The following is an 11,487-nucleotide window of genomic DNA, read 5'->3' as shown; positions in this document are numbered from 1 at the left end:
GTCCGGCCGACGCGGAGGCCGGATCCGCTCTCCCGGACGTCGGCCTCGTCCGTCCCTGACGGGCAGGAATTCTCGCTGTCCGGGCTGCCCGGCGGCCGGTGCCGTATGGCACGCTCTACGCCGAGTGGCGGGTGCGGAACCGGTCGCGCTCAGGTTTCGGCACGTGGAGAGGCGGCGGCATGCGGATAGGACTGCTCGGCACCGGACCCTGGGCGCAGATGGCCCACGCACCCGCGTTGAGCGGGCATGCGGAGCTGGACTTCGTGGGCGTGTGGGGCCGTCGCCCCGAGGCCGCGAAGGAACTGGCCGAGCGGCACGGGGTCAGGGCCTACGACGACGTCGACGAACTGTTCGGCGACGTGGAGGCGGTCGCCGTGGCACTGCCGCCGGACGTGCAGGCCGGGCTCGCGGCGCGTGCCGCCCGGGCCGGGTGCCACCTGCTGCTCGACAAGCCCCTCGCACCGACGGTGGAGCAGGGGCGGGCCGTCGTCGAGGCCGTCGAGGAGGCGGGCGTCGCCTCGGTCGTGTTCTTCACGACCCGCTTCCAGCCGGAGCCGGAGGCCTGGATCACCGAACAGGCCGGGGTGCCGGGATGGTTCACGGGCCGGGCGCAGTGGCTCGGCGCGGTGTTCACCAGCGAGAGCCCGTTCGCGACGCCGTGGCGGCGGGAGAAGGGCGCCCTGTGGGACGTCGGGCCGCACGCCCTGTCCGTCCTGCTGCCGGTGCTCGGCGACGTGCGGAGCGTGACGGCGGCCGCGTACGGCCCCGGGGACACGGCCCATGTCGTCCTCGACCACGCGGGCGGCGCGTCGAGCACTCTCACCCTGAGCCTGACGGCACCGCCCGCCGCGGCCGGGGCCGCCGTGGAACTGCGCGGGGAGGCCGGGGTCGCGGTCCTGCCGGAGAGCTCCGAGGGAGCGGTCCGCGCGCTGACGCGAGCCGCGGACGCCCTGCTCGCCGCGGCCCGGGGCGGCCGCCCGCACGCGTGCGACGCCGCCTTCGGCCTGCGGGTCACGGAGATCCTCACGGCGGCCCAGGGCCTGCTCAGCCGGGGGTGGCCGGAGACGTGAAGTTGAGCCGCTCCCTGACCACCGGGAAACCGGCCTTGGCGAAGTTCTTGGCCATGGGCACATTGCCCCGGTCCGTGGCGGCGGCGACGAACTCGGCGCCGCGTTCGGTCAGGAAGTGCGTGCACTCGGCGAGCAGGTCGTACGCGTAGCCGTGGCCTCGCTGCTCGGGCAGGACCCCGATGAAGCCGATGCACGGCCCCGACGGGTTGTGGGCCGGGATGTGGATGCCGACCGGTTCGCCCCGCGGCGTGTGGGCGACCTGCCACCACTGACGGGGTGAGGGGCACCAGTGGAAGAAGTCGAGTTCCTCCTGGGCCGCCTGGTCGGGTCCGCCCTGCTCGATGGCCTTCAGCGCGTGCGCGTCCAGGGTGACGGAGTGGATCCGGCGCAGCGCGTCGAAGAACACGGCGTCGTCCGGTTCGGCGCGGAACAGCAGGCGCCCGGGCCGCTCGGGCAGGCCGTGGCCGGGAGTCCAGCGGTACAGAAGGCGTTCCACCAGGAGGTCGTAGCCCGCCTTCCGGGCGGCGGTGAAGCGTGAGTCGGCGGCGCTGCGCAGGGCCGGGTCGTCGTGCCATCCGGCGGGCAGGTTCAGCTCGAGCTCCACCTGCCAGGGGGCGGAGCGCAGGAGTGCGGCGCCCGCTTCCTCCTCGCCCTCCGCCACGTCGAACCAGTTGAGGTTGACGGGCTCGGCGTCGTCGGGGCCGCCCCACCAGGCGCCGCGGGCGACGACACGGCCATCGCGCAGCGCCACCCTCTTCCAGTCGGGGCGGTGCCGGGTCAGACAGTGGCCCTCGCGGGCGCCCAGTGGGTCGGGCAGGGTGTCGAAAAGACCGGCGTCGCTCTCGTCGAGCGCGCGGATGACCACATCGGTCACGGAGTTCCTCCGGGATGCTTGCGGCACGGTGCGCTCCCGGTCGGTCAGCAGACACACGCCGGGACAACGGGGAGGGAGCGCGGGAACGGTGTGAACTGCACGGCTCTGCCCTCCTTCCGCTGGTCTCGGGCGTGGCGCGCCACACGTTACGGGACGACCGGTGGGCCGTCCATCGAATTCGCTGCTGAGCTCAAGTGGCCCTTAAGGGGCGGTTAAGCGGCCGTCATGCGCCCCAAGTGGGGCTGTCCGCAAGGGATTTCTACGTGGCGGACGGGTTGGCGGGGGCGCTGCCCGTCCGTAGCATCCGCGGCACACCCCTGCGTGAGAGCGCTCTCAAGCAGATGTCCGTTTACACCAGGAGACCCCCACATGACCTCTCGTCACCAACGCCTTCCTGCCCGCCGTACGCTCCTCGCCGGACTCGGCGGCGCGCTGATCGCCGCTCCGGCCGTCACCGCCCTGGCCCCCCACGCCCTCGCCGGGACGGCCGCGGACGCCTCGGAAGCAGCGGCCGCCCTCCCCCTGACGCTCGTCAACAACAGCGGCTCCTTCGCCAACGGCAGCGTCCACGTCTACGTCGTGGGCAACGTGGACGGTCAGCAGGTACGCCTCAAGCCCGACGGCACCCTGGCGCCGGTGGCCCTGTCGGACAACGGCCCCGACGGCTTCACCGACTACGCGATCGCGCTGGCGGGCAGCGGCGACACCCGGCTGTCCCTGCCCCACATGTCGGGCCGGATCTACGTGGCGCTGGGCGCGAAGCTCAAGTTCAAGGTCGTCACGGACGGAGCCGGCAAACCGGCCCTGCAGTACCCGGCCGGCTGGGTGGCGTCCGACCCCAACTACGGGGTGCTGCACGACTGCGCCGAGTTCACGTACAACTCCGCGGGGATGTTCTGCAACACCACCATGGTCGACATGTTCAGCGTGCCGCTGAGCATCCGGCTGACCGGCGCGAAGGACCAGACGACGGGCACGTTGCGCGACGGAGGGAGGGCGGCCGCGTTCGCCGCGGTGCGTCAGGTGCCGGAGTTCGCGCGGCTCGTGCTGGACGACACCCGGATCATCGCCCCCGGCCACGGCCTGGACGCCGGTCTCTTCGACAAGGACTACTTCGCGCCCTCCATCGACGAGGTGTGGAGCACGTACACCGGCAGGGACCTCAAGGTGACCACCAACGCCGGTACGTTCACCGGCCGGGTGCGCGGCGAGCGGTTCTCCTTCACCGGGCCCGCCGAGGTCTCCTTCCACAGGCCGTCGACCCGGGACGTGCTGTTCTGCGACGGTGCCCTCGCGGCTCCCAACGACGGCACGACGGGACCGGTCGCCGCCGTACTGGGCGCCGGTTTCAACCGCTCGACGCTGACGGCCTCCGCCGTCCAGCCGACGACCGACCCGGCGTCCTTCTACCGCATGAGCCTCACCAACCACTACGCCAAGGCCATGCACGCGGCCACGCAGGACGGCAAGGCGTACGGCTTCGCCTTCGACGACGTGGCCGACTTCGCCTCCTACATCCAGGACCCGGCACCCACGGGGCTGCGGCTGACACTCACACCGTTCTGAGCCGGCGGGGATTCCCGGCGGCCCGGGCCCGGCGTGCGGCGCCGGGTGGGGCGTAGCAGCGTGGTGATGTGAGCAGTGCGCACGGCCTGGTGCCGCGCCGGGGCAGGGACCGGGACCTGGACCGGCGCGGCTGGCTGCGCGGCGCACCGCCGCCACTGTGGGCGCGTGTGCTGCCGACGGCGCTGCTGGTGGGCGTGTGCACGGCGGAACTGATCAGTCCGGAGCCGCTCGACATCGGCTTCCTGCTGGGCGCGATCCCCCCGCTGGCGGTGCTGGCCCACGGACCGGTCGCGACGGCGACGCTGGGCGTTCTCTCGGTGGTCGTGCTGACGGTTCCGTTCTTCCGTCTGGACGACCCGGGCAGCACCGATGTGCTGACCGTGTGCTTCGTCGCGCTGCTGAGCGTGCTGCTGTCGTTCGTCCGCAGCCGGCGTGATGCCCAGCTGGTCTTCGAACGGGCCGTCGCCGAAGCCGCACAGCGGGCTGTGGTACCGCCGCTGCCGGAGCGGGTGGGACCGGTGCGGTGCGCGGGGCTGTACCGGGCGGCGCAGAGCGGGACGCTGGTCGGAGGTGACTTCTTCGACGTGCGGGCGGGCCCTCACGGCGTACGGGCGGTCATGGGCGATGTCCAGGGGCACGGGCTGTCGGCCGTCGCCACGGTGGCATCGCTGTTGGGGGCGTTCCGGGAGGCGGTGCTGGACCAGCCGGATCCGCGGGCGGTGGCCACCCGGCTCGACCGGCGGCTGGCCGTGGACTCCGCGGGCGAGCCGCATGCCGAGTTGTTCGCGACGGCGGCGCTGCTGGACTTCTCCGCCGACGGGGATGTGGTGCGGATCGTGGCGTGCGGGCAGTCAGGGCCGCTGCTGCTGCGTGAGGGCCGGGCCGTCGAGCTGGACGTCGAGCCGGGCACGCCGCTCGGGCTGGGCCTCGCCGAGGTCGTTGCGCCGAGGGTCGTCTCGGTGCGGCTGCGGGCCGGTGACCGCCTCTTCCTGGCGTCCGACGGTGTCACCGAGGCCAGGGACTCCGACGGGGCGTTCTACCCGCTGACCGAGCGGCTGCCGGATCTCGCCGACGCGGACCCGGCCACGCTGGCCGAGCGGGTGTGGACCGATCTGGTGCGGCACTGCCCGGACCTCCGGGACGACGTCACGATGCTCGTGCTCGCCCCCCGTCCGAGGGGCGGTTCCTGACAGCGGCCGACGCCGGCGACCCCGACGGCGTCGGAGCAGGCGCCCGCGGGCCGGGCTCTCCGGGATGCACGCCGGGCTCGCGCGTTGAATGGTGATATCGGACCCTTTTTTCAGCACCGGGGCCGCACCAGCGATCCGGCCGGACCTAGGGAGCAGAGAACATGTCGACGTCACAGTCCCACGCGTCCCCGTCTCCCGAGGAGCGCGCCACCCCGGACCGCCTGCTCCACGCCCGTACCGGCACCGACGTGTCCCCGGAGGACCTCGTCCTCGCCTCCGGGAAGGACCTCACGCCGCACAACCTCGAATGGGCCAGGCGCAAGCTGGCGGCGGAGGGCCCGGCCGCGCTGGAGAAGCTGCTGCCGTAGCCGTGCGCGCCCGCCCGATGCCACAGGCGCCCGGGCGGGCGCGCGGGGGTGCCGGCGGGCTCAGCGGTCCTTGCACCACGTACTAAGCCCTGCCGTCCTCCTCGGGCAGTGCGTCGTCCTCCACCACGTGGACCGCCGCCTCCTCCGCACCGGCCGCGCCCCCGTCGATACCCACGTCCGACGCGACGGTCTCCCTCGTCGTGTCGGGGTGGGCCCCCTCGTCCGGGGCGACCAGACGCCCGGCGCGGGCGGTACCCGCTTCGGGGTCGACCGGTTCGCCGTCGCTGTCGGGCGTGTCACCCACACCGTCCCCGGTGGGTTCGGCCGACACGTCGGGGTTCTCCTGGGACAGGCGTTCGTCGAGGGTCTCGCCCTCACGCTGCTCGGCGGCCGTGGTGCCGCGCTTGGTGACGCCGAGCGGCTTCTCCGGCGGGGAGTAGCCCTCGTCGAGGGTGTCGTCGTAGGTCCGTTCGTCGACGGCGTCCTGAAGGTCCAGCGGCGCGGCGTCCTCCTGCTCCTCGTTGCTCCCGGTGGGCTGGTACGCGTCGTCCGCCATCGGTTCGGAGCGCATCGGTTCCGTGCCCATCACTTCTGCCTCCCTGTCGCGCTGCGTCGACTCGTCGGTCTCCTGTGCCCGATCCGCGTTTCCCGTTACGCGGGCTCTAACCTCGGCCGATGCCGGCCTTTGTGGGGTTGTCATCACTCGCACACATGGCGTGACCGACTGTCGAGGGGCCACGGAGGGTGTCACACCGCGGCGTTCGGCCCGTCCGGCCGGCTGCGGCGCTGCTCGACCGTCTCGCGGCTGAGCTCCTCCGTCTCCGCCTCCGGCAGCCGCTCGAAGCCGTCCTCGGTGATGATGGACACGATGGGGTATATCCGGCGGGTGAGGTCCGGACCGCCCGTCGCGGAGTCGTCGTCGGCCGCGTCGTACAGCGCGTGGAGCGCGGCCAGGGCCGCCTCGCGCCGGGACATGCCGGGCCGGTACAGCTTCTTCAGCGCGCCCCGTGCGTACGGCGAGCCGGAGCCCTCGGCATGGAAGCCGAATTTCTCGTAGCGGCCGCCGACGACGTCGAAACCGAAGATGCGGCCCTGCCGGCCGGCGGGAGCCGCGAGGTCGTAGCCGACGAGGAGCGGGACGACGGCGAGGCCCTGCATGGCCTGCCCCAGGTTGTTCCGGATCATGGTGGCGAGCCGGGTGGCCTTCGCCGCGAGGGTCATGGGGATGCCCTCGATCTTCTCGAAGTGCGCCAGCTCGACCTGATAGAGCTTCACCATGTCCACCGCCAGCCCGACGGTACCGGCGAAGGCCACCGCGGTGTGGTCGTCGACGGGGTGCACCTTCTCCAGGTCCCGCTGGGCGATGAGATTGCCCATCGTCGCCCGCCGGTCGCCCGCGATCAGCACGCCGTCGCGGCAGGTGAGGGCCAGCACCGTGGTGCCGTGCGGGGCGCCCTCGGCGCGGACGCCGTCCGGGAGGAGACGGCGGGTGCTCAGCAGCTCGGGGCGGTGGGCCGCCAGGAACTCGGTGAAGGACGAGGAGCCCGGTGTGAAGAACTCCTCCCCCAGTCGGCCTTCGTGGTCCCTCGCCGCCATCTCGTCTCCCCCTCGTCCGTGGTCGTCAACCGACTCCTACCTGAACCAGGCGGACGGGAAACGCGACTTGAGGTGTCAGGGGCTCGGTGCGACGCGGACGTCCAGGTCCGAGATCCGGTGGACGTGCCAGGTGCGGGCGTAGCCCGGCGGAGTGCCTCCGGCCGGGGCGAGGTGGGCGACCGGGAGACGGTCCGCCGTGCGCAGGATCTCCGCCGGGGTCGTGTTCTCGTTGTTGCCTGAGGTCGCGCCCGACGTGCAGCCGGTGTAGTAGCCGATCGGGATGGCCAGGTGGCCGGTGAGCAGGCAGGGCGGGCGGACGCCGAGACGGTGCAGCGCGTCGGCGGTGCGGTCCCAGTCACGGCGGTTGTCGGTGTTGCGGGACACGGCGCCCTCCAGGACGGCGATCTGCACCGCCAGATGCCCGGCCAGACCGAGCGCCACCAGTGAGGCGGCGACCGGCCGCCACTTCCCGCCCGGGTTCCTGACCAGATGCCACAGGGCGTCGGCGACGGGGATCGCGAGCAGGGCGTAGACCGGCTGGAGGAAGCGGGGTGCCGCGTAGCCGATCATGAACAGGTACGGCAGAGCGGCGGTAGTGGCACAGGCCAGTGGGATCAGGGTCGGGCCCAGGCGCCGGGCCCGGGCGGCGACGACCAGCCCGAGTCCGGCCAGGACGGGCAGGACGAACCACCAGATCATGACCAGGGGGTTGGGCATCGAGCCGGTGCACGGCCGGCACAGGGCCCGCCCGCCCAGGCTGCGCAGCTGGTCGTCGACGGCGATCTGCCAGCCGAGCCCGCCCTGGATGCGGGAGGCCTCCGACAGCCGCTGCCCGAGGCCGCCGTAGCCGGCGTAGGCCTCGACCACCCACGGGACGATGCCCGCCGCGAGACCCACCGCGAGGGCGAGGAGGAGGTGCCGGTGGCGGCGCACCAGGGCGAGGACGAGCAGGGGCACGGTCACGTGGACGGCGTCGGTGGGGCGCATCCACGCCATGAGCGCGGTACCGGCCGCGACGCCCCACAGGACCCGCCCGGCGGAACGTTTCGCCGGGACACGCAGAAAGCAGCCCACGCTGATCAGCGCACCGACCGCCACCCAGTAGTTGGGCATGGCCTGCGGACCGTAGAAGAGGGTCACCCACAGGGAAGCGAAGAGGGCGCCGCCGACGGCCAGGACGCGGGTCGGGAACAGACCCCGCCAGGCACGCAGGGCCAGATAGAGGGCGAGTCCGGACAGCAGGGCGAGGTAGACGCGCAGCAGCGGTACGGACGACGACCAGGACGCGACGGGCGCCACGAGCAGGGAGACGCCCCGGGAACGCGGCGCACTGAAGAAGGCCGCCGGATGGTGGGAGGTGACCTGGCTGACATAGACGATCTCGTCCCACCCGAGGCCCAGCACGGGCCGGACCAGGACGAGCTGCGCGAGGGTGAAGACGGCGGCCACCGCGGCGAGCGGCCGGTCGCCACGGTGGCCGCCCATCACGCCCGGCCCGGTCACCTGTTCGCGTCTTCGCCGTCGGACGAGGATGACGTTCGCGCCGTCGGCCATCATCCACCCTTCCCCTGCGCCGCAGGCCGCTCCGGCCTCCCACCCGCAGGGCTGAAGCCGATGATCAGAAACACGGCCAAGCTAACCCGCGGGGTGGGGGGACGCAGGGTGGAATACGGCCAAGTGCCTGACGCGATCGGTTCAGTGGGTGTTCGGGGCGCGGTGCGGGGGCTGCTCGGGGGCCGGGCGCTGTTTCAGCGGTGGGACGGGACGGGTGACGGTGGCGTCCTCGCTCACCGTGAGCTCGGTGCCGTGGTGACGGATCGTCAGAGGCGGGCCGGACCGCAGGGTGTACGTGGCCTCGTCCGCGGTCACCTCCACGCGCAGGCGCCGCCCCAGGAAGCCCAGCGTGAACGCCAGGCGGCTGTACCGCTCGGGCAGGCGCGGCGCGAACCGCAGGCCACCGTCCGCGCACCGCATGCCGCCGAACCCGGCGACCAGGGCCATCCAGGTGCCGGCCAGCGAGGCGATGTGCAGCCCGTCGCGGGTGTTGTGCTCCAGGTCCCCCAGGTCCATCAGGGCGGCCTCGGCGGTGTAGGCGCAGGCCAGGTCGAGATGGCCGGTGCGGGCGGCCATGACGGCCTGGACGCAGGCGGACAGGGACGAGTCCCGGACGGTCAGCGGCTCGTAGTAGGCGAAGTTGCGGGCGATCTGCTCCTCGGCGTCGTGGTCGAAGTCCCCCTCGAAGTAGCTGCCGCAGGTGTACATCGCCAGCACCAGGTCCGCCTGTTTGATCACCTGCTTGCGGTACAGGTCGAAGTAGGGGAAGTGCAGCATCAGCGGGTACTGGTCCGGGCCGGTGCGGGCGAAGTCCCAGCGCTGGTAGCGGGTGAAGCCGGCGTGCTGTTCGTGCACGCCGAGTTCCTCGTTGTAGGGGACGTGCACGGCCTCGGCGGCGTCCCGCCAGGCGGCCATCTCCTCCTCGTCGGCACCGAGCCGCGCCGCCTCGTCGGGGTGGCGTTTGCAGGCGTCGGCGGCGGCCAGCAGGTTCGCCCGGGCCATGAGGTTGGTGTACGTGTTGTCGTCGGCGACCGCGCTGTACTCGTCGGGTCCGGTGACGCCGTCGATGTGGAAGACGCCCCGGTCGTCGTGGTGACCCAGAGAGCGCCACAGGCGGGCGGTCTCCACCAGCAGCTCCACGCCGACTTCTCGTTCGAACTCCTCGTCGCCGGTGGCCATGACGTACCGGACGACGGCGTCGGCGATGTCGGCGCCGACATGGAAGGCGGCGGTGCCGGCCGGCCAGTACGCGGAGCCCTCCGAACCCTCGATGGTGCGCCAGGGGAACGCGGCGCCGCGCAGCCCGAGCTGGGTCGCGCGCTCCCGGGCGGCGGGCAGGGTGTCGAGACGCCAGCGCAGGGCCTCGGCGGCGGCCTGCGGCGCGGTGTAGGTCAGCAGGGGCAGGACGAACGCCTCGGTGTCCCAGAAGGCGTGGCCGTCGTAACCGGAGCCGGTGAGCCCCTTGGCGGGTATGGCGCGCTGCTCGGCGCGGGCACCGGCCTGGAGGACGTGGAACAGCGCGAAGCGGACGGCCTGCTGGATCTCCTCGTCGCCGTCGATCTCCACGTCGGCGCGGGCCCAGAAGTCGTCGAGGTAGGCCCGCTGGTCCTCCAGGAGCCCCTTCCAGCCGCTGTGCCCGGCCGCCGCCAGCGCCGCCTCGACCTGGTCGCTCATCGCGGGCCGGGAGCGGGCGCCGGACCAGCCGTGCGCGACCAGTTTCTCCACCCGCAGCCGCTCCCCCGGCTCCAGGACGGAGGTGATGGTCAGCCGGGCCACGTCCACGTTGCTCTCGCTGCTGGTGGTGGTCCGTTCGGGGCCGGTGACGTGGTGGTCGGCGGCCACCGCGACCCTCATGCCGCTGCGACGGGTGCGGTGGACCAGGCGCAGCCGGCTGCCCGAGGCGAGGTCCTCCTCCGGTTCCAGCGGCGACTTCAGCGCCTTGGCGGCGCGCGGGTCGCCGTCCGGCTCGGGCAGGCTCTCGTTGGCGACCAGTTCCGACTGGACGACCACACGGGTCCGGCTGTCGACGGGCTCCACCTCGTACGCCACGGCGGCGATCGCCCGCTGGGTGAGGGAGACCAGCCGGGTGGAGCGCACCCGGACGGTCGAGCCTGCCGGTGAGGTCCACTCGCAGACCCGTTCCAGCACGCCGCGCCGCAGGTCGAGGGTCCGCTCGTGGGTGACGAGCCGCCCGTAGCGCAGGTCGAACGGCTCGTCGTCGACCAGGAGGCGCAGCACCTTGCCGTTGGTGACGTTGATGGAGGTCTGGCCGGACTCGGGGTAGCCGTAACCGGCCTCGGCGTACGGCAGGGGGTGCAGTTCGTGGACTCCGTTGAGGTAGGAGCCCGGCAGGCCGTGCGGTTCGCCCTCGTCGAGGTTGCCGCGCCAGCCGATGTGGCCGTTGGACAGGGCGAACACGGACTCGCTCTGTGCCAGGACGTCGAGGTTGAGCCGGGTCTCTCGCACGGCCCAGGGCTCGACGTCGTACGCCCGCTGTGCGATCACTCCGTGCCCCCCAGTTCCGCCAGGTCCTTCACCACGATGTCGGCACCGTGCGTGTACAGCGCGTCCGTCTGTCCGACGCGGTCGACGCCGACGACGTAGCCGAAGCGGCCCGCGCGGCCCGCGTCCATGCCGGCCAGGGCGTCCTCGAAGACGGCCGCTTCGGACGGCTGGACGCCGAGGTCCTCGGCGGCGGCCAGGAACGTGTCGGGGTTCGGCTTGCCGGGCAGCTTCCGCTCGGCGGCGACGACACCGTCGATCCGTACGTCGAAGAAGTGCTCGGCGCCGATCGAGCGCAGCACGTCACGGCAGTTGGCGCTGGACGAGACGATGGCGGTGCTCAGTCCGTGGGCGCGGACCGCCTCCAGATAGCGCAGGGTGCCCTCGTAGGCCTCGACGCCCTCGGTGCGGATCTTCTCCAGGACCAGCTCGTTCTTGCGGTTGCCGAGCCCGTGGACGGTCTGCGCGCCGGGTGGGTCGCCGGGTTCGCCGTCGGGCAGGTCGATGCCCCGGGAGGCGAGGAAGGTGCGGACGCCGTCGGCGCGTGGCCGGCCGTCGACGTACTCGTCGTAGTCGGCCGCGGTGAACGGCCGGAAGTCCTCGCCGTCGCGTTCGCGCAGGTAGGCGTCGAACATCTCCTTCCAGGCGGCCGCGTGGACGACGGCCGTCTTGGTGACGACGCCGTCGAGGTCGAAGAGGCAGGCGTGGATGTCGTCGGGAAGACCGAGCTGCGTCATACAGGACCGGTTCCCCGGCCGAGGGGCATC

The 11,487-nt window shown here is 72.6% G+C and carries 10 protein-coding genes; 4 read left to right on the top strand and 6 right to left on the bottom strand.

Features of this window, described 5'->3' with window-relative positions; translation table 11 throughout:
• Positions 1 to 179: 179 nt before the first annotated feature.
• Entirely contained in the window at positions 180 to 1,070 is an 891-nt protein-coding gene (locus tag IE97_RS0124880) for a Gfo/Idh/MocA family protein (protein ID WP_030244699.1), read from the top strand.
• Here the strand turns inward: IE97_RS0124880 and IE97_RS0124875 are convergent.
• On the bottom strand, positions 1,045 to 1,944 hold the full coding sequence (locus tag IE97_RS0124875; RefSeq protein ID WP_030244695.1) for a GNAT family N-acetyltransferase: 900 nt from the start codon (positions 1,942 to 1,944) through the stop codon (positions 1,045 to 1,047). The genes IE97_RS0124880 and IE97_RS0124875 overlap by 26 nt on opposite strands.
• 369 nt (positions 1,945 to 2,313) lie before the next feature.
• On the opposite strand from IE97_RS0124875, the gene IE97_RS0124870 reads away from it, so the two are divergent.
• The 3 genes from IE97_RS0124870 to IE97_RS0124860 all read left to right on the top strand — a co-directional run bounded on the left by IE97_RS0124870 (position 2,314) and on the right by IE97_RS0124860 (position 5,068).
• The gene (locus IE97_RS0124870; protein ID WP_030244693.1) at positions 2,314 to 3,510 is read left to right on the top strand and encodes a glycoside hydrolase family 64 protein; all 1,197 of its coding nucleotides are present in this window, start codon (positions 2,314 to 2,316) and stop codon (positions 3,508 to 3,510) included.
• Between the two features lie 68 nt (positions 3,511 to 3,578).
• A complete protein-coding gene (locus IE97_RS0124865) occupies positions 3,579 to 4,700 on the top strand; it encodes a PP2C family protein-serine/threonine phosphatase (RefSeq protein WP_051705095.1) in 1,122 nt (373 codons plus the stop codon).
• Between the two features lie 161 nt (positions 4,701 to 4,861).
• Positions 4,862 to 5,068, top strand: coding sequence for a hypothetical protein (locus tag IE97_RS0124860; protein ID WP_030244683.1), 207 nt, complete (start codon positions 4,862 to 4,864; stop codon positions 5,066 to 5,068).
• A gap of 82 nt (positions 5,069 to 5,150) precedes the next feature.
• Here IE97_RS0124860 and IE97_RS0124855 read toward each other — a convergent pair whose 3' ends face one another.
• The 5 genes from IE97_RS0124855 to IE97_RS0124835 form a co-directional block, all read right to left on the bottom strand.
• The gene (locus tag IE97_RS0124855) at positions 5,151 to 5,639 is read right to left on the bottom strand and encodes a DUF5709 domain-containing protein (protein ID WP_030244681.1); all 489 of its coding nucleotides are present in this window, start codon (positions 5,637 to 5,639) and stop codon (positions 5,151 to 5,153) included.
• 176 nt (positions 5,640 to 5,815) lie between these two features.
• The gene (gene prcB, locus IE97_RS0124850) at positions 5,816 to 6,664 is read right to left on the bottom strand and encodes a proteasome subunit beta (protein WP_030244678.1); all 849 of its coding nucleotides are present in this window, start codon (positions 6,662 to 6,664) and stop codon (positions 5,816 to 5,818) included.
• A gap of 75 nt (positions 6,665 to 6,739) precedes the next feature.
• A complete protein-coding gene (locus IE97_RS0124845; RefSeq protein ID WP_030244676.1) occupies positions 6,740 to 8,218 on the bottom strand; it encodes a hypothetical protein in 1,479 nt (492 codons plus the stop codon).
• 141 nt (positions 8,219 to 8,359) lie between these two features.
• Entirely contained in the window at positions 8,360 to 10,723 is a 2,364-nt protein-coding gene (locus IE97_RS0124840; protein ID WP_030244672.1) for a glycoside hydrolase family 65 protein, read from the bottom strand.
• Entirely contained in the window at positions 10,720 to 11,457 is a 738-nt protein-coding gene (locus IE97_RS0124835) for an HAD family hydrolase (RefSeq protein WP_030244670.1), read from the bottom strand. The genes IE97_RS0124840 and IE97_RS0124835 overlap by 4 nt, the downstream gene beginning before the upstream one ends.
• Between the last annotated feature and the right edge of the window lie 30 nt (positions 11,458 to 11,487).

This window comes from Streptomyces sp. NRRL S-455, from assembly GCF_000717875.1.
Taxonomy (GTDB): domain Bacteria; phylum Actinomycetota; class Actinomycetes; order Streptomycetales; family Streptomycetaceae; genus Streptomyces.
Note: the sequence above shows the minus strand (reverse complement) of the source record. Positions and strands in the feature narration are given on the sequence as shown.